The 22,384-nt window shown below is 66.2% G+C and carries 16 protein-coding genes and 1 pseudogene; 13 read left to right on the forward strand and 4 right to left on the reverse strand.

Translation table 11 applies throughout. The annotated features are described in order from the left end of the window. Positions 1–224 precede the first annotated feature (224 nt). Positions 225–1,421: a formaldehyde dehydrogenase, glutathione-independent gene (fdhA, locus tag SB771_RS16045; protein WP_006755768.1), complete on the forward strand. Its 1,197-nt coding sequence runs from the start codon at positions 225–227 to the stop codon at positions 1,419–1,421. A 78-nt stretch (positions 1,422–1,499) separates the two neighbouring features. On the opposite strand, the gene SB771_RS16050 is transcribed toward fdhA, so the two are convergent. Together SB771_RS16050 and SB771_RS16055 are read right to left on the reverse strand one after the other, a co-directional pair. Continuing rightward, positions 1,500–2,339, reverse strand: coding sequence for an ATP-dependent serine protease (locus SB771_RS16050; protein ID WP_175658811.1), 840 nt, complete (start codon positions 2,337–2,339; stop codon positions 1,500–1,502). A 7-nt stretch (positions 2,340–2,346) separates the two neighbouring features. Next, a pseudogene (locus SB771_RS16055) lies at positions 2,347–3,764 on the reverse strand (PLP-dependent aminotransferase family protein). Between the two features lie 285 nt (positions 3,765–4,049). On the opposite strand from SB771_RS16055, the gene SB771_RS16060 reads away from it, so the two are divergent. Beyond that, positions 4,050–5,462 carry a discoidin domain-containing protein gene (locus SB771_RS16060; RefSeq protein WP_175658813.1) on the forward strand — a complete coding sequence of 471 codons (1,413 nt, stop codon included), beginning with the start codon at positions 4,050–4,052 and terminating at the stop codon, positions 5,460–5,462. A gap of 57 nt (positions 5,463–5,519) precedes the next feature. Here the strand turns inward: SB771_RS16060 and SB771_RS16065 are convergent, their stop codons facing one another. After that, positions 5,520–6,545: a GlxA family transcriptional regulator gene (locus SB771_RS16065; RefSeq protein ID WP_165753639.1), complete on the reverse strand. Its 1,026-nt coding sequence runs from the start codon at positions 6,543–6,545 to the stop codon at positions 5,520–5,522. A 447-nt stretch (positions 6,546–6,992) separates the two neighbouring features. Between SB771_RS16065 and SB771_RS16070 the strand changes: the two genes are divergently transcribed. The 11 genes from SB771_RS16070 to SB771_RS16120 all read left to right on the forward strand — a co-directional run bounded on the left by SB771_RS16070 (position 6,993) and on the right by SB771_RS16120 (position 21,357). Continuing rightward, positions 6,993–8,267, forward strand: coding sequence for a serine hydroxymethyltransferase (locus tag SB771_RS16070; protein ID WP_105831828.1), 1,275 nt, complete (start codon positions 6,993–6,995; stop codon positions 8,265–8,267). Between the two features lie 42 nt (positions 8,268–8,309). Beyond that, positions 8,310–9,281 (forward strand): dipeptidase, encoded by a 972-nt coding sequence (locus SB771_RS16075; RefSeq protein WP_006749549.1) that lies wholly within the window; start codon positions 8,310–8,312, stop codon positions 9,279–9,281. Between the two features lie 133 nt (positions 9,282–9,414). Then, positions 9,415–9,948 (forward strand): DUF5943 domain-containing protein, encoded by a 534-nt coding sequence (locus SB771_RS16080; RefSeq protein ID WP_011659468.1) that lies wholly within the window; start codon positions 9,415–9,417, stop codon positions 9,946–9,948. A gap of 74 nt (positions 9,949–10,022) precedes the next feature. After that, positions 10,023–12,086 (forward strand): NADH:flavin oxidoreductase, encoded by a 2,064-nt coding sequence (locus SB771_RS16085; protein WP_175658814.1) that lies wholly within the window; start codon positions 10,023–10,025, stop codon positions 12,084–12,086. 2 nt (positions 12,087–12,088) lie between these two features. Further along, on the forward strand, positions 12,089–14,014 hold the full coding sequence (locus SB771_RS16090; protein WP_175658815.1) for a (Fe-S)-binding protein: 1,926 nt from the start codon (positions 12,089–12,091) through the stop codon (positions 14,012–14,014). Positions 14,015–14,018: 4 nt separating this feature from the next. Beyond that, a complete protein-coding gene (locus SB771_RS16095) occupies positions 14,019–15,188 on the forward strand; it encodes an electron transfer flavoprotein subunit alpha/FixB family protein (RefSeq protein WP_105831825.1) in 1,170 nt (389 codons plus the stop codon). Next, positions 15,185–15,970 (forward strand): electron transfer flavoprotein subunit beta/FixA family protein, encoded by a 786-nt coding sequence (locus tag SB771_RS16100; RefSeq protein ID WP_011659464.1) that lies wholly within the window; start codon positions 15,185–15,187, stop codon positions 15,968–15,970. The genes SB771_RS16095 and SB771_RS16100 overlap by 4 nt, the downstream gene beginning before the upstream one ends. A gap of 53 nt (positions 15,971–16,023) precedes the next feature. Then, a complete protein-coding gene (locus SB771_RS16105) occupies positions 16,024–17,265 on the forward strand; it encodes an aromatic ring-hydroxylating oxygenase subunit alpha (RefSeq protein WP_011659463.1) in 1,242 nt (413 codons plus the stop codon). A 112-nt stretch (positions 17,266–17,377) separates the two neighbouring features. Further along, complete coding sequence (locus SB771_RS16110; RefSeq protein WP_105831824.1) at positions 17,378–18,526, forward strand: hybrid-cluster NAD(P)-dependent oxidoreductase; 1,149 nt, start codon at positions 17,378–17,380, stop codon at positions 18,524–18,526. A 133-nt stretch (positions 18,527–18,659) separates the two neighbouring features. Beyond that, entirely contained in the window at positions 18,660–19,523 is an 864-nt protein-coding gene (locus SB771_RS16115; protein ID WP_006749541.1) for a glycine betaine ABC transporter substrate-binding protein, read from the forward strand. Between the two features lie 178 nt (positions 19,524–19,701). Then, positions 19,702–21,357, forward strand: a complete 1,656-nt coding sequence (locus SB771_RS16120) for an APC family permease (RefSeq protein ID WP_175658816.1) — start codon at positions 19,702–19,704, stop codon at positions 21,355–21,357. A gap of 120 nt (positions 21,358–21,477) precedes the next feature. Here SB771_RS16120 and purU read toward each other — a convergent pair whose 3' ends face one another. Then, positions 21,478–22,362: a formyltetrahydrofolate deformylase gene (gene purU / locus SB771_RS16125; RefSeq protein ID WP_006749539.1), complete on the reverse strand. Its 885-nt coding sequence runs from the start codon at positions 22,360–22,362 to the stop codon at positions 21,478–21,480. Positions 22,363–22,384: the final 22 nt, after the last annotated feature.

The raw sequence follows: 22,384 nt of genomic DNA on the forward strand, positions 1-22,384 counted from the left end.
CCTTTGCGGCCCGCGCGCTCCGCGTCTTCCTTGGTACTGCCTTCTGGCCGCTTTCCGGCCCGACTTTCGCGTTTGCGCCATCGATGTCGGCACCGATCAAACGCATGTCGGGTTTGAGACATCGGCGCCCCCGCCTCCGGGACTACTCTCGAACAGCACGTTGCGTAAGCGCCGCACCCGCCGGCGTGCCGCAGCGCCATCCAACGAGACATGGAGACAATACGATGAGCAGCAATCGAGGTGTCGTCTATCTTGGCCCGGGCAAGGTCGAAGTACAGAAGATCGATTATCCGAAAATGGTCGACCCGACCGGCCGCGCGATCGGCCACGGTGTCATCCTGAAAGTGGTGAGCACGAACATCTGCGGTTCCGACCAGCACATGGTGCGCGGCCGCACGACCGCTCCGGTCGGCCTCGTGCTCGGTCACGAGATCACCGGCGAAGTGGTCGAGGTGGGCCGCGACGTCGAGACGCTGAAGCTCGGCGATCTCGTGTCGGTGCCGTTCAACGTCGCGTGCGGCCGCTGCGCGATGTGCAAGGACACGCATACGGGCGTGTGCCTGAACGTGAACCCGTCGCGTGCCGGCGGCGCATACGGCTACGTCGACATGGGCGGCTGGATCGGCGGCCAGGCCGAGTACGTGCTCGTGCCGTACGCGGACTTCAACCTGCTGAAATTCCCCGACCGCGATCAGGCAATGGCGAAGATTCGCGACCTGACCTGCCTGTCCGACATTCTGCCGACCGGTTATCACGGCGCGGTGAGCGCGGGCGTGAAGCCGGGCTCGACGGTCTATATCGCGGGCGCGGGCCCGGTCGGGATGGCGGCGGCCGCGTCGGCGCGCCTGCTGGGCGCGGCGGTGACCATCGTCGGCGACATGAACGAGGAACGCCTCGCGCACGCGCGGGCAATGGGCTTCGAGACGGTCGACCTGTCGAAAGACGCGTCGCTCGGCGAGCAGATCGAGCAGATTCTCGGCGTGCCGGAAATCGACTGTGCGGTCGACTGCGTCGGCTTCGAGGCGCACGGCCACGGTTCGTCGGGCCATTCCGAGGAAGCGCCCGCGACGGTGCTGAACTCGCTGATGGAAATCACGCGTCCGGCCGGCGCGATCGGCATCCCGGGCCTGTACGTGACGGACGATCCGGGTGCGAAGGACAAGGCCGCGCAGCACGGCAGCCTGAGCATCCGCTTCGGCCTCGGCTGGGCGAAGTCGCACTCGTTCTTCACGGGCCAGACGCCGGTGCTGAAGTACAACCGCAACCTGATGCAGGCAATCCTGTTCGACCGTCTGCCGATCGCGAAGATCGTCAACGTCGAGGTGATCTCGCTCGATCAGGCGCCGGAAGGCTACAAGAAGTTCGACGGCGGCGCGCCGCGCAAATTCGTGATCGATCCGCACGGTTTGCTGGCGGCCTGACGCACGAAGCAGGGAGCGCATGAAGCGGGCGGCACCGGAGACGGTGCCGCCCGTTGTCGCTGTGGGCGTGCGGCGCGCTCAGTGTCCGCGATAGACCCCGGCCAATTGGATGTCGGTCGCCGCGGCGCGGTGCCCGTGGCGTGTATGCGCACTCACGCGATGGAGCGCATGCGTGCGCCGGGCCGGGGCGCCTTTCCAGTCGGCGACGCGGACGCCGTTGCGCGCGTGTTGCGGCTCGCGAACCGGTGGCGCATGTCGCGCGAGTGTCGTGGTCGCGCGTGCGGTCGAGCGTGAGGTTGCGCGCCGGCTCGTATCGGCCACGCGTGCGGCCACGCGCGGCTGCTCGGCCGCGATCTGCGTGTCGTCGGCCGCGACCGGCGTCTCGTGTGCGGCGGCCGGCTTATCGTCTGCACGATGAAACGCATAGACGGGCACGGGCACGACCGGCAGCGTCGGCGCATCGGCGCCGTGCACGCCTGCATCGATCGTCGTCGCACCGGGCGTAGCCGGGCCGCGGCAGGCGGGGTCCGCCCGGCATGTCCGGTCGAACGTCACATAGCCGCCGACCATCAGCACGACGGTCAGGATGCTCAGCAGCGGCGCACTGGACGGGCGCGGCCGCCGGATCGCGGCGCTGCGCACCGCGGCCGCGACGCGCGACGACCACGCCGGCACAGGCCGCTGCGTGTCGTGCGGGGGCGTGGCCTGCTCGGCATGTGCGTCGCCGCGCCGGTCGCGCAGCGGCGTGAACGGCCAGTCTCCCACACCGCAGACGGGGCACTGCTCGCTGGCGCGAAACGCCAGGAAGCCGCATTCGCGGCAGCGCTGGCTGACGGCGCCGTGCGGCTCGGCACGCAGGTTCAGTGCGCCGCGCAGCGTGTCGCGGGTCCGCACATTCCGGTTGAGCAGGACTTGCATGGTGTTGCTACCTCGTCTGTCGTTGCCGCCCGGCGAGCGTCCCGATGGTCCGCATCGCGTCTTCGACGGCAGGGGTCCAGGGCCGGCCGTAGTTCAGCCGGACATAACGGTGAAATGCGCCCGTCACGGAAAAGATCGGCCCGGGCGCGAGGCTGACGCCGTTGTCCATCGCGTCGTCGAACAACTGCATCGCGTCCACGTGCGGCGGCAATTCGATCCACAGGAAATACCCGCCGCGCGGTGCGTACACCTCCGTGTCGGGCGGAAAGTACGCGCGAACGGCGGCCAGCATCTGCGCCTGGTGCGCGGCCAGGTTGCGCCGGAGCCGGCGCAGGAAGCGGTCGTACGCGCCGTCGCGCAGGTAGCTCGAGACGGCCATCTGCGCGGGCACGTCGGCGGCCGGCGCGCTTTCGTTCTTCACGTGGCTGATCTGTTCCACGTAGCGTCCGGCCGCGACCCAGCCGACCCGGAAACCGGGAGCGAGGCACTTCGAGAACGACCCACAATGCAGCACCAGCCCGCTATCGTCGTACAGTTTCGCGGGGCGCGTGGGCAATGGCCCGAAATGCAGTTCGCCGAACACGTCGTCCTCGATCAGCGGCACCTCGTGCGACGCGAGCAGGTCGATCAGCGCGCGCTTGCGCTCGTCGGACAGCGTCGCGCCGGTCGGGTTGTGAAGCGAGGTCATGAACCAGCACGCGCGCACCGGATGCGTGTCCAGCGCATCCGCGAGTGCGTCGAGATCGAGGCCGGCGCGCGGGTCGACCGGGATCTCGACGGTCTTCAGATGCAGCCGCTGCACGGCCTGCAACACGGCGGGGAAGGCCGGGCGTTCGATCGCGACGATGTCGCCGGGGCGTGTGAGTGCCTGCAGGCTCAGCGTCAGCGCTTCGGCCGCGCCGGTCGTGATGACGATCTCTTCCATCGGCAATGCGGCGCCCGCGTTCAGGTAGCGCATGGCGATCTGGCGGCGCAGCGCTTCGTGGCCCGGCGCAGTCCCGCCAGCAGTTGCGCGCGGTCCATGTTGCGGGCCGCCGTCGCCGCGTAGCGCCACAGGCTGCTCATCGGAAACAGTGAATAGCTGGCGAATGCCGAACCCAGCGGGACGATGTCGTCGCGCTTGAGCGAGTCCATCAAGCGGAACATGGTGTCGTCGCCAGTCGGCGACGCGCCCGGCTTGCGTGGCGTGTCCTGGCTGGTACGCACGCGCTTGTCGTCGAGATCCGCGACGAAATACCCGGAACGCGCGCGCGCGACGATGAGGCCCTCGCTTTCGAGCGTGTAGTACGCGCGAAACACGGTGGAAGGACTCACACGATAGGCGCGGCACGCCGAGCGCACGGTCGGGATCCGCGCGCCGGCCGCGAGGTCGCCACGCCTGATCGAGTCCGCAATCGTCTGCGCGAGCGCCGCATATCGCTTCATGCCCGCCCTCCGGCCGACCGCGGCCGTCGATGAAAAAAAGAGTAGCACGCCATCCGCCGCGTTCAATCCCGCCCCACTCGTCGATCCGCATATTGCTGATCCGCACGTTTTCGACCGACTCTGATCCTTTTCTTCAGATCTGTGAGCAGGCATTCTGCGCAATCTTTGTTCCCGAAGCCTGGTCGATACGGAGTTCACTGCCCGCAGGGCGAATCCGCGACCCCCGCGCACCGCGAGCGGGACCTTGTCTACGGCGTCCTCACCCTTATCCCGGAAGCATTCAGCGTGAAATCGAAGTTCCTCGTCGCGGGCCTCGTGGCCGGCATCGCCCTCGACCTGTTCAGCGGCGCCGCAGTCGCCGCCTGCGTCAACAATCCGCCGGCTCAGTCCAACGCGTCGTTCCCCGGTGCACTGACCGGCAAGCTCGTCTATCACAGCTATGTCAAGTACGGCGACGGCACGAGCCAACTGTTTTTGTACGACTTTTCCGCCCGCACGCTCACGCAACTGAGCAAGAGCAGCTGGGGCATCACCGATCCGATGAATGGCGTGTTCAGCCCCGACGGCAAGTGGCTCGCGTTCATGGGGATCAGCAACGGCGCGTGGAACGTGTTCATGCTGCAGCTTGGCGCCGGCACGCCGCCCGTCAACCTGACGAACAGCAGCGGCGCGACGCGCAACGAGGATCCGAAGTTCGCAGCCGACGGCAAGACGCTCGTGTTCAAGCAGAACGGCGACGTGAAGCAGGGCACGCTGTCGTACACGAGCGCGGGCCCGGTGTTCACGTCGGTCGTGAGCCTGACGAACGCGCCGGCCGGCAGCGAATACTCGATGCCGTTCCTCGCGCCGGACGCGAGCGCCGTGTACTACGCGACGGGCACCGGCTCGAACATGGGGCTGATGAAGCGCACGATCGCGACCGGCGCCACGGCGGTATTCGATCATCCGGCCGGGCTGCAGACCTACTATCCCATCGTGCGGCGCGATGGCATGGTGTTCTATGCGCGCTGGAAGGACAGCGGCGGCGCGGACCAGATCTACGCGAAGACCGCGGATCCGGCGTCGACACCGAACGCGCTGCCGATCAACGATTGCATGAGCAACAACTCGGACCCGGCACCGGTGAGCGGCACGAACTACGTGTTCTTCTCGTCGACGACGGCGGGCGGCTACCAGCTCTACGTGGGTGACGTGACGACCGGCCAGCGCTGGAGCCTGTCGCAATTCGGCGTGAACGCGGATACGACGAAGGCGAAGCTCGGCGCGAGCTACTACGGCGGCCCGGCGGCCGCGCAACCGACGCTGCTGTCGCAAGGACGTCCGGCCGCCGCATCGGCGAGCTACAACGCGTCGCTGACGCCGGACAAGGCATTCGACGGCAACACGACGAGCACGCGCTGGGATTCGCCGGAAGGCGCGGGCGTCGGCACGGAATGGATCTCCGTCGATCTCGGCGCGGTGAAGAAGGTCAGCAGCGTCGATCTCTACTGGGATGCGGGTGCGCTCGTCTACCAGATCCAGACGTCGAACGACAACGCGAACTGGACGACGGTTTATTCGACGAACAACGGCGTGTCGTACGGTCACGTTACGCTGCCGAACCTCAACGCGCAGGGGCGCTACGTGCGGATGATTGGTACGAAGCGGGCGACGCAGTGGGGTTATTCGCTCGATGAGATGCAGGTTTGGGGATCGTAAGCGCAAATGAAAAGCGGCCTTGAAGGCCGCTTTTTTTTTATTCGCGCCACGCCTGCTTCACATATGAACCAGATGCGCCGGAAACGCCGCCACCCCGCCCGTCACACCCTGCGCGAGCGGCGCGACCTGCTTGCGGCGTTCACGCGTCGGCGCGACGCCGAACGCGTCGCGATAGCTCTTGCTGAAGTGGCACGCCGACTGGAAGCCGCACGCCATCGTGATGTGCATGATCGACATGTCGGTCTGCAGCAGTAGCTCGCGCGCGCGGCGCAGCCGCAGCGTCAGGTAATAGTGCGTGGGCGTCATCCCGAGGTGCTCGCGGAACAGCCGCTGCAGCTGACGCTGCGACATGTTCGCAAGCCGCGCGAGCTCCTCGCGCGACAGCGGCTCCTCGATGTTGTTCTCCATCAGCGAGATCACTTCGAACAGCGACTTGTTCGCCGAGCCGAGCCGCGCGACGAGCGGCATCCGCTGTTGCGCGCTCGTGTCGCGCACGTGTTCGACGATGAACTGTTCGGCGATCTGCGTGACGCGCGCGGTGCCCACGCGCGCGGCGATCAGGTTCAGCATCATGTCGAGCGGCGCGACGCCGCCCGTGCACGTGATGCGGTCGCGGTCCACCACGAACAGTTCCTTCAGGAAGCGCGTGTCCGGAAACTCTTCCTTCAGCGCCGACATGTTTTCCCAATGGATCGCGCACGCGTAGCCCGCGAGCAGCCCCGACTTCGCGAGTGCATAGGTGCCCGTGCACAGGCTGCCGAGCGGTAGCCCCATGCGCGCGAAGCGGCGCAGCGTCGACAGATGGGCGGGCGTCGTCGCGCGCTGCACGTCCACGCCGCCGCACACGAAGACGATGTCCGGCTGCCCCACGCACTCGGCCGGCCCCGTGTCGACCGTGAGTCCGTTGCTCGCCGTGACCGGGCCGCCTTCGGGGCTGATCACCGACCAGCGGTAGAGCGGTTGTCCGCTCAGGTAGTTCGCCATCCGAAGCACCTCGATCGCATTGGTGAACGCGATCATCGTGAAATTCGGCAAAGGCATGAACGCGAAGTGGGACAGCGACGCTGTGCGGTCGGGGGACATGGGGGCGTTCCTAGAATCTCTAATAGCTTTTCGCCCGAAGGGCACGGATCGGGCTGCCGTATTGTGTGAGCGAGCGCAACAAGCGTGCCATACGGCTAAACCCTAGCTCCATACGTTGTATGGGCTTGACGTCCATGCTGCACTGCACCGTAAGCGGGCCGCGCTGCACCCCGGATGCACAGCGCAGGCACCGCCGAAGTGCTTGTGCAAAGCGAACGGCAAACGGCGGCGCGATCGCCCATGCAGAAAAGCACGACCGGTCACTTGTACAAAACGGACGCGCATGGCGGAAAAGGCCAAGAACGCGTCTAAATTCATCAATCCGCCGAAAATCCGAACGACAAGAATAGAGCCGTCGGCAGCCTTGCACTGGATGCGCTGGAACCCCAGGTTTGGCGGGCCTCGAGCTTCGGTTTCACGCCCTTTATTCTTCGTCACGGACGCACTATGTCGAACACCCAGCCTTTCTTCTCGCAGCCCCTTGCCGAGCGCGACGCGCCGGTGCGCAGCGCCATCCTGAAGGAGCTCGAGCGCCAGCAGTCGCAGGTCGAGCTCATCGCGTCGGAAAACATCGTGTCGCGTGCGGTGCTGGAGGCGCAGGGTTCGGTGCTGACCAACAAGTATGCGGAAGGCTATCCGGGCAAGCGCTACTACGGCGGCTGCGAATTCGCGGACGAAGTCGAGGCGCTGGCGATCGAGCGCGTGAAGCAGATCTTCAACGCCGGCTACGCGAACGTGCAGCCGCACTCCGGCGCGCAGGCGAACGGCTCGGTGATGCTCGCGCTGGCGAAGCCGGGCGACACGGTGCTCGGCATGTCGCTGGACGCCGGCGGCCACCTGACGCACGGCGCGAAGCCGGCGCTGTCGGGCAAGTGGTTCAACGCGGTGCAGTACGGCGTGAACCGCGACACGATGCGGATCGACTACGACCAGGTTGAAGAACTCGCGCACCAGCACAAGCCTAACCTCATCATCGCCGGTTTCTCGGCGTATCCGCGCGCACTGGACTTCGCACGCTTTCGCGCGATCGCCGACAGCGTCGGCGCGAAGCTGATGGTCGACATGGCGCACATCGCGGGCGTGATCGCCGCCGGCCGCCATGCGAACCCGGTCGAGCACGCGCACGTCGTCACGTCGACCACGCACAAGACGCTGCGCGGCCCGCGCGGCGGCTTCGTGCTGACCAACGACGAAGACATCGCCAAGAAGATCAACTCGGCCGTGTTCCCCGGCCTGCAGGGCGGCCCGCTGATGCACGTGATCGCCGGCAAGGCCGTCGCGTTCGGCGAAGTGCTGCACGCGGACTTCAAGACCTACATCGACAACGTGCTCGCGAACGCGCAGGCGCTCGGCGAAGTGCTGAAGGCGGGCGGCGTGGATCTCGTCACCGGCGGCACCGACAACCACCTGCTGCTGGTCGACCTGCGCCCGAAGGGCCTGAAGGGCGCGCCGGTCGAGCAGGCGCTGGAGCGCGCGGGCATCACCTGCAACAAGAACGGCATTCCGTTCGACACCGAGAAGCCGACCGTCACGTCGGGCATCCGCCTCGGCACGCCGGCCGGCACGACGCGCGGCTTCGGCGTCGCGGAGTTCCGCGAGGTCGGCCGCCTGATTCTGGAAGTGTTCGACGCGCTGCGCGCGAACCCGGAAGGCGACGCCGCGACCGAACAGCGCGTGCGCCGCGAGATTTTCGCGCTCTGCGAGCGCTTCCCGATTTACTGATCGACGACCCCCACAAAAGCAAGACTGGAGCGAGAGGCAGATATGAGCACGCTGCATCAGGACAGCATCATCATCGACGGACTGAACATCTCGAAGTTCGAGAAGCCGGTGTTCGAAGACATGCGCCGTGGCGGCATCACGGCCGCGAACTGCACGGTATCGGTGTGGGAGAACTTCACCAAGACCGTCGACAACATCGGCGTGATGAAGCAGAAGATCCGCGAGAACAGCGAGCTGCTGACGCTCGTGCGTACCACGGACGACATCTTCCGCGCGAAGAAGGAAGGCAAGACCGGGATCATTCTCGGCTTCCAGAACGCGCACGCGTTCGAGGACAACCTCGGCTACATCGAGGCGTTCGCCGACATGGGCGTGCGCGTCGTGCAGCTTTGCTACAACACGCAGAACCTGGTCGGCACCGGCTGCTACGAGCGTGACGGCGGCCTGTCGGACTTCGGCCGCGAAGTGATCACCGAGATGAACCGCGTCGGCATCATGGTCGACCTGTCGCATGTGGGCGGCAACACGTCGTCGGAAGCGATCGCGTTCTCGAAGAAGCCGGTGTGCTACTCGCACTGCCTGCCGTCGGGCCTGAAGGAACATCCGCGCAACAAGAGCGACGCGCAGCTGAAGGAAATCGCCGACGCCGGCGGCTTTGTCGGCGTGACGATGTTCGCGCCGTTCCTGAAGCGCGGGATCGAGGCGAACATCGACGACTACATCGAGGCGATCGACTACGTCGTGAACCTGATCGGCGAAGACGCGGTCGGCATCGGCACGGACTTCACGCAGGATTTCGCGAAGGAATTCTTCGACATGCTGACGCATGACAAGGGCCGCTATCGCCAGCTGACGAACTTCGGCAAGGTGATCAACCCGGACGGCATCCGCACGATCGGCGAATTCCCGAACCTGACCGCGGCGATGGAACGCCACGGCTGGAAGGAGTCGCGCATCCGCAAGATCATGGGCGAGAACTGGGTACGCGTGTTCAAGGACGTGTGGGGCGCGTAAGCGTCCGCCCGCCCGAACCGCCACCCGCGATTCAACACAAGAAAAATCGGGACGTGCCCGTGCAATTCGCGCGGGCACGCGGACGATGTCGCGCCTGAGCCGCGCGGCCAATTTTCCTCACGGAGTCACCACGATGCAACCGCAACTGCCGATCAACGTCGATCCCGATACCGGCGTCTGGACCACCGACGCGCTGCCGATGCTGTACGTGCCGCGCCACTTCTTCACGAACAATCACGTCGCCGTCGAGGAAGCGCTCGGCGTCGACGCGTATGCCGAGATCCTCTACAAGGCCGGCTACAAGTCCGCATACCACTGGTGCGACAAGGAAGCGAAGCTGCACGGGCTGACCGGCATGGCCGTGTTCGAGCACTACCTGAAGCGCCTGTCGCAACGCGGCTGGGGCCTGTTCTCGATCATCGAGGCGGATCCGGCCAGCGCGCGCGCGAAGATCGAGCTGCGCCACTCGTCGTTCGTGCTCCAGCAGCCGGGCAAGGAAGGCAAGCTCTGCTACATGTTCGCGGGCTGGTTCGCCGGCGCGATGGACTGGGTCAACGACACGACGCCGGAAGGCAAGGGCGCGCCGCGTGCGCAGTCGAAGGAAGTGCAGTGTGCGGCCGAGCATCACGACCACTGCGTCTTCGAAGTGTCGCCGCTCGCGCACTGACGCGCTGACGATCCGACACAGCAACACAACAACACCCGCAACACGAGACATTCGAACGCCAGAGGTCGCCTGCGATGCGTTATCCCCACCTGTTCAAACCCATGCAGCTGAACCAGTTGACGCTGCGCAACCGGATCGTCAGCACCGCCCACGCGGAGGTGTATGCCGAGCCGGGCGGCCTGCCGGGCGACCGCTACATCCGTTACTACGAAGAGAAGGCGAAGGGTGGCGTCGGCCTCGCGATCTGCGGCGGCTCGAGCCCCGTGTCGATCGACAGCCCGCAGGGCTGGTGGAAGTCGGTGAACCTGTCGAACGACAAGATCATCGACCCGCTCACGCGCCTGGCCGACACCATGCACAAGCATGGTGCGAAGATCATGATCCAGGCGACGCACATGGGCCGCCGCTCGTCGTTCCACGGCGAGCACTGGCCGCACCTGATGTCGCCGTCGGGCGTGCGCGAGCCGGTGCACCGCGGCAACGCGAAGATCATCGAGATCGAGGAAATCCGCCGCATCATCGGCGACTTCGCGGCGGCGGCAAAGCGCGTGAAGGCGGCCGGCATGGACGGCATCGAAATCTCCGCCGCGCACCAGCACCTGATCGACCAGTTCTGGAGCCAGCGTTCGAACCATCGCACCGATGAATGGGGCGGCAGCCTCGAGAACCGCCTGCGCTTCGGCATCGAAGTGCTGACGGCCGTGCGCGAAGCGGTGGGCAAGGACTTCTGCGTCGGCCTGCGGATGTGCGGCGACGAATTCCACGAGGACGGCCTCGATCACGAAGCGCTGAAGGAAATCGCGCAGGCGATGTCGGAGACGGGCCTGATCGACTACCTGAGCGTGGTCGGCTCGGGCGGCGATACGCACAACACGATCGCCAACTGCATGCCGCCGATGGCGCTGCCGCCGGAGCCGTTCGTGCACCTCGCGGCCGGCATCAAGTCGGTGGTGAAGATCCCCGTGATGCACGCGCAGAGCATCCGCGACGCGGGCCAGGCCGAACGCCTGCTCGCCAACGGCATGATCGACCTGGTCGGCATGACGCGCGCGCAGATCGCCGATCCGCACATGGTGATCAAGATCCGCGATGGCCGCGAAGACGAAATCAAGCAGTGCGTCGGCGCGAACTACTGCATCGACCGCCAGTACAACGGCCTCGACGTGCTGTGCATCCAGAACGCCGCGACGTCGCGCGAAGCGACGATGCCGCACGTCATCGAGAAGTCGCGCGGCCCGAAGCGCAAGGTGGTGGTGGTCGGCGCGGGCCCCGCGGGGCTCGAGGCCGCACGTGTCGCGAAGCTGCGCGGCCACGACGTGGTGCTGTTCGAGAAGAACGCCGAAGTGGGCGGCCAGGTGATGATCGCCGCGAAGGCGCCGCAGCGCGAACAGATGTCGGGGATCATCCGCTGGTTCGACATGGAAACCAAGCGCCTGGGCGTCGATCGCCGCCTCGGCGTCGCCGCCGACGAGAAGATGATCATGGCCGAGAAGCCGGACATCGTCGTGCTCGCCACGGGCGGTTCGAGCTTCACGTGGCAGGTGCCGGCGTGGGGCGTGGCCGAAGGCCTGGCCGTCAGCTCGTGGGACATCCTGACCGGCAAGGTCGAGCCGAAGGAGAACGTGCTGCTGTTCGACGGCGTGAGCACCCATGCGGGCGCGGGCGTCGCCGACTTCATGGCGAGCCGCGGCTCGAAGGTCGAGGTCGTCACCCCTGACGTGAAGGTGGCCGACGATTGCGGCGGCACGACGTTCCCGATCTTCTATCGCCGCCTGTATGCGCTCGGCGTGATCCCGACGCCGAACACCATGCTCGATCGCGTGTACGAGGAGGACGGCAAGAAGATCGCCGTGCTGCGCAACGAGTACACCGAGGAACTGGAAGAGCGCGCGGTCGACCAGGTGGTGATCGAGAACGGTTCGTCGCCGAACGACGAGCTGTACTGGAAGCTCAAGCCGGAGTCGGTGAACCGCGGCCAGATCGATCCGCACACGCTGTTCGCGGCCGAGCCGCAGCCGTGCCTGTCGGAAGAACTCGGCAACGGCCGCTTCCTGCTGTTCCGTGTCGGCGACTGCATCTCGATGCACAACGTCCACGGCGCGATCTATGACTCGCTGCGTCTCGTGAAGGATTTCTGAAAATGAATCCGTCCTTCCTCATTACCGCACTGTTGTGGCTGTCGGTGGCGGGGCTCGCGTTCGCGGTCGCGAAGCGCTCGTCCTACTGGCGTCTCGGCCGGGCCACGGCGCCCGGCTCGTTCGGCGTCGCGAACCTGTTCGCGATCCCGAAGCGCTACTTCGTCGACCTGCACCACGTGGTCGCCCGCGACCCGTACATCGCGAAGACCCACGTCGCGACCGCCGGCGGCGCGATCGGTGCGCTCGCGCTGGTGTTCGTCAACTACGGCCTCGCGATCTACTCGCCGTGGCTCGACAAGCTGATCTTCCTCGCGGCGCTCGCGATGCTCGTCGGCGTGGTGTTCGTCTGGCGCCGCCGCGCGGCGAAGAACGTGCCGGCCCGCCTGTCGCGCGGCCCGTGGAACGCGCTGCCCTGGCTGCTCGGCTCGTTCGCGCTCGGCCTCGTGCTGTTCATGGTCGTGCCGACCGGCGCGATGTCGGGGGCGTTCGCGGTGCTCTGCGCGCTGCTGATCGGCGCCGGCGCATTCACGATGACCATCGGCGCCGCGAAGGGCGGCCCGATGAAGCATGCGATCGCCGGCCTGCTGCACCTCGCGTTCCACCCGCGCCAGGAGCGTTTCGCGGCTACCCGCGACTCGTTCACGGGCAACGGCACGGCAACGCCGCCGACCGCGCTGAAGCTGCCGGACATCGAGCACGAGGAATACGGCGTCGCGAAGCCGGTCGAATTCCGCTGGAACCAGCTGCTGAGCTTCGACGCATGCGTGCAGTGCGGCAAGTGCGAAGCTGCGTGCCCTGCGTTCGCCGCGGGCCAGCCGTTGAACCCGAAGAAGCTGATCCAGGATCTCGTCGTCGGGATGGCGGGCGGCACCGATGCGGCCTACGCGGGCAGCCCGACGCCGGGCCTCGCGGTCGGCCAGCATCGCGGCGAGCCGAACGGCCCGATCGTGTCCGGCCTGATCGAGGAGCAGACGCTGTGGTCGTGCACGACCTGCCGCGCATGCGTGCAGGAATGCCCGATGCTGATCGAGCACGTCGACGCGATCGTCGACATGCGCCGTAACCGCACGCTGGTGCACGGCACGGTGCCGGGCAAGGGCCAGGAAGTGCTCGCGAACCTGCGCGAGACCGGCACGATGGGCGGTTACGACGCAGCCGCGCGCTACGACTGGTCGGTCGACCTGAGCGCACCCGTCGCGCAACCGGGCAAGCCGGTCGACGTGCTGTTCGTCGCGGGTGAAGGCGCGTTCGACATGCGTTACCAGCGTACGCTGCGCGCGTTCGTGAAGGTGCTGAACAAGGCTGGCGTCGACTACGCGGTGCTCGGCGGGACCGAGACCGATACCGGCGACGTCGCACGGCGCCTCGGCGACGAAGCGACGTTCCAGCAGATGGCGAAGCGCCTGATCGGCACGCTCGGCACGCTGTCGTACAAGCAGATCGTGACGGCCGACCCGCACGTGATGCACAGCCTGCGCAACGAATACCGCGCGCTCGGGCTGCGCGTGACGGTCAAGCATCACACGACCTACCTCGCAGAGCTGGCCGAGAGCGGCAAGATCGCGCCGAAGGCCGTCGAGGCGCTGCGCGAGAAGCGCACCACGTATCACGATCCGTGCTACCTCGGCCGCTACAACGGCGAGACGGAATCGCCGCGCAAGCTGTTGAAGACGATCGGCATCCAGGTCGTCGAGATGGAGCGCAACGGCATGCGCGGTCGCTGCTGCGGCGGTGGCGGCGGTGCGCCGCTGACCGACATCCCCGGCAAGCAGCGTATTCCGGACATCCGCATCGCCGACGCGCGCGCCATCGGCGCGGACGTGGTCGCGGTCGGTTGCCCGAACTGCACGGCGATGCTCGAAGGCGTCGTGGGCCCGCGCCCCGACGTGCTCGACGTGGCCGAACTCGTTGCCGCCTCGCTGGAGTGAATCGATGAACACGATCAAACGAATCGATCCGCGCCGGCCGTTCATCATCACGGCCGCGGGCCTGAAGCGCATCACGCTCGGCCAGGAAGGCAGCGCCGATGCGAGCGCCGCGCAGTGGTCCGCGCACGGTCACGGCGCCGCGGCCGCGAAGCCGCGCCGCGCGGTGCAGGACCCGAAGCACGTGATGCTGGTGGTGGCGCACACCGAGCGCGGCGCGCTCGACGACCATTCGCGCCAGGCGATCGCCGCCGCCGCGGTGCTGGCCGACGCGCAAACGGAAGTCGCGCTGCTGGCGTTCGGCGAACTGAAGGATGACGCCGCGGAACTCGGTGTCGACAAGCTGATCGAGCTGCCCGACTTCGACCGCCGCGCATTCGCGCCCGAAAGCGAATTGCAAGCATTGCAGGCCTGCGCCGCGGCGCTCGCGCCGAAGCACGTGTTCGTGCCCGACAACGCGACCGGCGACGGCGATCTCGGCCGGCGTTACGCGGCGGCCGCCGGCGCGAGCGTCGCGACCCACGTGGTCGAGATCGACGCGAAGCATGTCGGCGCGTATGCGCAGGCCGGCCGTGCGTTCGCGACGCGCGGCTTGCCCGACGTGATTCTGCTCGCGCAGAACGCGGTCGAAGCGAAGCTGCCGTTCGTCGGCGCGGGCGATCGCCTGGCCGCCGACTTCATCCGCCCGGCCGGCGACACGGCGCAGCCGTACCGCGATCTCGGCCTCGAGGAAATCGACGCCGCGCAGGTCGCGCTGGAGGAAGCCGACTTCATCGTGTCGGCCGGTAACGGCGTGTCCGACATCGGCGCGTTCGAGCGGCTCGCCGGCGCGTTCGGCGCGGCGATCGGCGCGAGCCGCGTCGCGGTCGACAACGGCCACTTCACGCGCGACAAGCAGGTGGGCGCGACCGGCAAGACGGTCGAGGCCAGCGTGTACATCGCGTTCGGCATCTCGGGCGCGGTGCAGCACTTGCAAGGGATCAAGGACTGCCGTCACGTGATCGCGGTCAACCTCGACGGCAGTGCGCCGATCGCCAAGCGCGCGAACCTCACGGTGGTGGGCGACGCGCAGGCGACCATCGCCGCGCTGATCGAAGAGGTGCAGGCCGCGCGTGCGTCGCGCGGACAATCGCCGACCGCGGTCGGCGCCCGTGAATCCGAAGGAGTCGCAGCATGAACGCCCCTCGCCAGTTGCAACGCATCGCGGTGCTCGTGTCCGTGGGCCGGCACCCGGTCAGCGGCACCGCGCGCTACAGCCGCAACGACGCGGCCGCGCTCGAGGTTGGCCGCCAGCTCGCGGAGAAACATCGGGCCCAGCTCGACGTGATCCATGCGGGCGACCCCGCCAATGAAGCGCTTGCCGAATACCTTGCGCTCGGCGCGCGGCAGGTCGAGGTGCTCGCCTGCCGCGACGGCGACGATGCCGCGCATGCGCTCGCCGCCCGCGTCGAAGGGTACGACCTCGTGCTGACCGGCACCCGTGCGGAAGGCGCGTACGACACCGGCATGCTGCCGTATCGCGTCGCCGCGACGCTCGGCTATCCGCTCGTCGGCTCGGCCGTCGACGTGACGGTCGACGGCGGCCGCGCGGCGGTCCGGCAATTCTTGCCGAAGGGGCTGCGGCGGCGCGTCGACGCGGCGCTGCCGGCCGTCGTCGCGGTGCATCCGCTCGCCAACGTGGAGCCGCGCTACGCGTATGCGCGGCTGCGGGCCGGCGCGATCCGCCCGCTGCTCACGGCGACCGGCGCGGACGCCGATGCGGCCGCTTGGAAGGTCGGCGCGATCGAGCGTAAACCCGTAAAACTGGTCGCCGCCGAGAAGCGCTCCGGGCATGCGCGGATGCTGTCCGCGACGACGACCGAAAGCCGCGGCGGCAACGTCGTAAATGAAGGGAGTTCAGTCGAAAAAGCACAAGTGATACTCGCGTATTTGCGCGAGCATCAGCTCATCGACTACTGAATTTGGTGCCTGTCGGCAAGAACCCCAGGGATGCAAGGAATCCGGAGCAAACGATGAAAGTATCGGCAGACATTCGTGCACTGATCGCGCGACGCAAGGAAGGCCACAGCCTCGAGGCGCCGTTCTATACGAGCGAGGAAATCTTCGCCCTCGACATGGAGGCGATTTTCCGCCAGCACTGGATCCAGGTAGCGGTCGAACCGGACATTCCGGAGCCGGGCGACTACGTGACCGTGGAACTGGGCAGCGACTCGATCCTGATCGTGCGCGACGACGACATGGAAATTCGTGCGTTCCACAACGTGTGCCGTCACCGCGGCGCGCGCCTGTGCAACGAAGACAAAGGCTCGGTCGGCAACATCGTGTGCCCGTACCACAGCTGGACCTACAACCTGACCGGCCAGCTGATGTTCGCCGAGCACATGGGCGAGAAGTTCGACCGCTGCAAGCACAGCCTGAAGTCGGTGCACGTGCAGAACCTCGCGGGGCTGATCTTCGTCTGCCTCGCTGAGGAGCCGCCGGTCGATTTCGCGCAGCTGCGCGCCGAGATGGAGCCGTACCTGCTGCCGCACGATCTGCCGAACACGAAGATCGCCGCTCAGGTCGACATCATCGAGGAAGGCAACTGGAAGCTCACGATGGAGAACAACCGCGAGTGCTATCACTGCGTCGCGAACCATCCGGAGCTGACGATCTCGCTGTACGAATACGGCTTCGGCTACCAGCGCTCCGACGCGAACGCCGAAGGCATGGACGCGTTCGCTGAAACCTGCGTGCGCCGCGGCAAGGAGTGGGCCGAGATGGGCCTGCCGTCCGCCGAAATCGAAAAGCTGAGCGACGTGACGGGCTTCCGCACGCAGCGCCTGCCGCTCGACCGCCACGGCGAATCGCAGACGCTCGACGCGAAGGTTGCGTCGAAGAAGCTGCTCGGCAAGTTCGACCAGGCCGACCTCGGCGGCCTGTCGTTCTGGACGCAGCCGAACTCGTGGCACCACTTCATGAGCGATCACATCGTGACGTTCTCGGTGATTCCGCTGTCGGCCGGCAAGACGCTCGTGCGCACCAAGTGGCTCGTGCACAAGGACGCGAAGGAAGGCATCGACTACGACGTGAAGAACCTGACGGCCGTGTGGAACGCGACCAACGACCAGGATCGCGCGCTCGTCGAATTCTCGCAGCGTGGCGCGACCAGCAGCGCGTACGAGCCGGGCCCGTATTCGCCGTTCACGGAAGGTCTCGTCGAAAAATTCTCGGCCTGGTACATCGGCCGGCTCGCCGAAAAAACCGGCGCGTAGTAGTCAGCGGACAGCAAGCGGAGTCAATGATGAAACAACCCCAACGCTCACTTTGCTCGCTGCCCCCCGAGGGGGCGGTCAACCTCCTTGGGGCGGCCCGGCGGAGGTTGGCATGATGCGAGATGCAGCCAATTTCGAGCCGGCGGAAAGCCGGGTGACGCACCCGGCATTCTGGACCGCGCTGCCGGAGCGCTGGACGAGCGACGTCGAGGAAACGCTGGTGTGCTGCCAGGTTCGGCAGGAAACCCATGACGTGAAGAGCTTCTTCTTCCGTTCGCCGCAAGGCCGTGCGTTTTCGTTCGAGCCGGGGCAGTTCATCACGCTCGAGCTCGATATCGAAGGCGAGACGATCAACCGCTGCTATACGATCTCGTCGTCGCCGGCGCGTCCGCATACGATCTCGATCACGGTCAAGCGTGTGCCGGGCGGCAAGGTGTCGAACTGGCTGCACGACAACCTGCGCCCGGGCGCGTCGGTTCGCGTGCTCGGCCCGGCCGGCGAATTCACGTGCGCACGGCATCCGGCGCGCAAGTATCTTTTCCTGTCGGCCGGCTCGGGCGTCACGCCGCTGATGTCGATGAGCCGCGCGCACCATGATCTCGCCGAGGATCGCGACATCCTGTTCGTGCACAGCGCACGCACGCCGGACGACATCATCTTCGCGCGCGAGCTCGACCTGATCGCGTCGAACCATACGAACTTCCGCACGTCGTTCGTCGTCGAGCGCGTCGGGGCACGTACCAACTGGCCGGGCGTCACGGGCTTCCTGACGTTGCCGCTGCTGAAGCTGATCGCACCGGACTTCATGGAGCGCGAGATCTTCACGTGCGGCCCCGCGCCGTACATGAAGGCCGTGCGCGACCTGCTCGACGAAGCCGGCTTCGACCGCAAGCAGTATCACGAGGAAAGCTTCTCGTTCGAAACGCTCGCGCAGACCGCGAGCGACGAGGTGCTCGCCGAACTCGTGCCGTTGGCCGACGGCGCCGACGTCGCGACGAAGCAGTACACGGTCAGCTTCGCGAAGAGCAACCGCGAAATCTCGTGCGGCTCCGGGCAGCACGTGCTCGACGCGGCACGCCAGTCGGGCGTGCGGCTTCCGGCGTCGTGCACGCAGGGCATGTGCGGCACCTGCAAGGTGAAGCTCGTGTCGGGGCAGGTGGAGATGAAGCACAACGGCGGCATCCGCCAGCGCGAGATCGACCAGGGGATGGTGCTGCTGTGCTGCAGCAAGCCGCTGTCGGATCTCGTGATCGACAAATAAGCAAACAAGCCATTGGCTGTCCGGGCGCGTCGCGTCCGGACAAGCATCCGTCGGAAAAGAACGATACCGCGGATTTGTGGTTGAAGAACCTAGAGAGGCAACGCGCGGTGAGCGCATATCAAGGAGATCGACCATGAAGCTGTTCGGAAAACTGTTGTGGACGGGCGCGGTGTCGGCCATGGTGGCGCTGAGCGCGTCAGCACTTGCGGATACGAAGCCGACACTGAAAATCGGCTACGTCGAAGGCTGGGACGACAGTGTGGCGACGTCGAATGTCGCGGCCCGCGTGATCGAGAAGAAGCTCGGCTACGAGGTGAAGCTCGTGCCGGTCGCTGCCGGGATCATGTGGCAGGGCGTCGCGCGCGGCGATCTCGACGCGACGCTGTCGGCCTGGCTGCCGGTCACGCACGGCTCGTACTGGAGCGAATACAAGAGCAAGGTCGTCGACGTCGGCGCGAACTTTCCCGACGCGAAGATCGGCCTGATTGTCCCGGATTACGTGAAGGCGAAGAGCATCGAGGATCTGAACGCCGAGAAGAGCAGCTTCGGCGGCCGCATCGTCGGCATCGATGCCGGTGCGGGCGTGATGCGCAAGACCGACGAAGCGATCAAGAACTACGGGCTGAGCTACACGCTGATGCCGAGTTCGGGCAGCGCGATGACGGCCGAGCTGTCGCGCTCCGTCAGTGCGAACAAGCCGGTGATCGTGACCGGCTGGGCGCCGCACTGGATGTTCGCGAAGTGGAAGCTGCGCTTCCTCGAGGATCCGAAGAAGGTATTCGGCGGCGCGGAGCACGTCGACAGCGTCGTGAATCCGCAGCTCGAAACGAAGGCCAAGCCGGTCGTCGCGTTCCTGAAGAAATTCCAGTGGAAACCGGGCGAGATCGACAGCGTAATGCTTGCGATCCAGAACGGCTCGAAGCCGGAAGCGGCCGCCGATGCGTGGATCGCAGCCCATGCGGACCGCGTGAATTCGTGGACCGAAGGCACCCAGTAACACGCGACGCTTCATTGCGCGCATCACTATAAAAAATACGCCGGGAATGGCATGCAGGAATCCGAAACAATCGTGATTCCTCGCGGCCATATCCCGGAATTCTTTTACTGATTCTGCAAGAAACGGCGTAAGTTGTTACACTACGGCCCTTGTGCGGAGTCATCTCAGGAGGCAATGGATGAGTCAGGCAGGACTGCGTGCTAATCGCACCAGTGACGTTGAGGCAACCATCTCACATGATTCGACGGGCCACACGCTGCATCGTGGCCTGACTTGGAAAGACGCATTCTGGGTAACGAGCGGCGTGCCGGCAGGCGTGCTGTTCACGATCGGCGGCGTATGCGCGACGATCGGCCAGCCCGCGTGGGCGATCTGGATCGCCGCGATCACGATGGGGCTGATTCAAAGCGCGACTTATGCGGAAATATCCGGGCTATTTCCCCATAAATCGGGCGGCGCGTCCGTGTATGGCGCGATCGGCTGGGTCCGTTACAGCAAGCTGATTGCCCCGGTGTCCGTGTGGTGCAACTGGCTCGCGTGGTCGCCGATGCTCGCGCTCGGCTGCGGCCTCGCAGCAAGCTATGCGCTCACGAGTCTCTTTCCCGCCGACGCGGCGGTGTTGCACTGGCAACTCAGGATCGCGGATCTCGGTTTCATCAAGCCGGGTCTTTCCCTGCGAATCAACGCGACGTTCATCATCGCGACGATCCTGCTTCTCATCACGTTCAAGCTTCAGCACAGCGGCGCGTCGAAGGCTGCGCGCACGCAGCGCATTCTCGGCATTGCATCGCTCACGCCGCTGCTGATCGTCGGCATCGTGCCGTTCGTCACCGGCGACGTGCCGATGTCGAACCTGCTCCCACTGCTGCCGCTCGGTCACGACGCGCACGGCAACCTCACGACCGCGACGTTCGGCTCGTGGAACGGGCAGGGCGTGACGATGGCGCTCGGCGCGATGTTCATGGCCGGCTGGGCGTCGTACGGCTTCGAGACGGCCGTCTGCTACACGCGCGAATTCCGCGATCCGCGTCGCGACACCGCGAAGGCGATCTTCTGGTCGGGCGCGCTGTGTCTCGTCGTGATGACGCTCGTGCCGATGGCGTTCCAGGGCGCGCTCGGCACGCAGGCGATGCTCGATCCCGCGATCGGCGACGGCACCGGTGTCGCGGCCGCGATGGCGCGGATCGTCGGCGGCGGCGCGTGGGTCGCGAATGCGGTCGTCGTGATGCTGATGCTGTCGATCCTGCTGATCGTGATGACGTCGATGATGGGCTCGTCGCGCACGCTGTATCAGGCATCGGTCGACGGCTGGCTGCCGAAGTACCTGTCGCACGTGAACGAGCACGGATCGCCCACGCGCGCGATGTGGACCGATCTCGGCTTCAACCTCGTGTTGCTGATGATGTCGGACTACATGACGGTGCTGTCGATCTCGAACGTCTGCTACATGCTGTTCGTATTCCTGAACCTTCAGTCGGGCTGGATCCACCGGATGGATCGCGCCAACTGGGATCGGCCGTTCCGCTGCCCGACCTGGCTGCTCGTCGCCGGTTCGATTTGCGGCTACGCGAACCTCGTCTATGTCGGCGCGGGCGCGAACCTGCAGGGCGAAGGCACGCTGCGCAACGGGCTGATCGCGATGCTGCTGATCGTGCCGGTGTTCCTGTTCCGCCACTACTGGCAGGATCGCGGCCGCTTCCCCGCGCAGATGCAGCGCGACATGGAACTCGAAGTGCCGAAGCGCGCGATGTGGCTGAGCCTGATGCCGTATGCGGCGTTGCTCGGCGCGGGGCTCACGATCTGGCTGTCGTATCACTTTGCGTGGGTGAAGTAAGGGGCTGACGCGCCCGCGCGACGCGTCGAACGCCAGGCGATAAAAAAACGACCGGCAGGTGCCGGTCGTTTTTTTATTTGCTCGCCGCCCGACGAACACGGCGCCAGGCCCGCGACGCGCTTACGGAAACACCACCGTCCGATCGCCGTTCAGGAACACGCGGCGCTCGATGAACGCCTTCACCGCGCGCGCGAGCGTGATGGATTCGACGTCGCGACCGACCGCCAGCAGTTGCTCCGGGCGCAGCGCGTGATCGACACGTTCGACCACCTGCTCGATGATCGGGCCTTCGTCGAGATCGTCGGTCACGAAGTGCGCGGTCGCGCCGATCAGCTTCACGCCGCGCGCATGCGCCTGGTGATACGGTTTCGCGCCCTTGAAGCCGGGCAGGAACGAGTGGTGGATGTTGATCGCGCGGTTCGCGAGCTTCGCGCTCGTTTCCTGCGACAGCACCTGCATGTAACGCGCGAGGATCACCAGTTCGGCGCCGCTCGACTCGAGGAAGTCGAGCCACTGCGCCTCCTGCTGCGCCTTCGTGTCGGGCGTGATCGGAAAATGGCGGAACGGCAGGCCGTGCTGCGCGGCGAGCGGCTCGAAGTCGGGATGGTTCGACACGATGCCGACGATGTCCATCTTCAGCTCGCCCATCCGCCAGCGGAACAGCAGGTCCGCGAGGCAGTGCTCGAGCTTCGACACCATGATCAGCACCTTCGGGCGCGCGTTCACGTCGTGGATCGCCCACTGCGTGTCGCCATCGCGGCCGCCGAGCTCGGCCGCGATCGGCCCGAACTCCTGGCGCAGCGCGTCGATCTGCAGCGTCTCATCCGTCGGATGAAACACGCAGCGCACGAAGAAGTGGTTGCTGAGATCGTCGTCGAACACGTTCAACGCATCGACATAGCAGCGATGGCGCTCGAGAAAGCCGACGACGGCGGCGACCTGGCCGGCCGCGCTCGGGCACGACAGCGTCAGGACGAATTGATCGGGGCGTGAGTCGGCGGTCATGAGGTTCCTCGGATGTCTTGGG

This window comes from Burkholderia sp. SIMBA_051 (genome assembly GCF_046534915.1).
Classification (GTDB): domain Bacteria; phylum Pseudomonadota; class Gammaproteobacteria; order Burkholderiales; family Burkholderiaceae; genus Burkholderia; species Burkholderia ambifaria.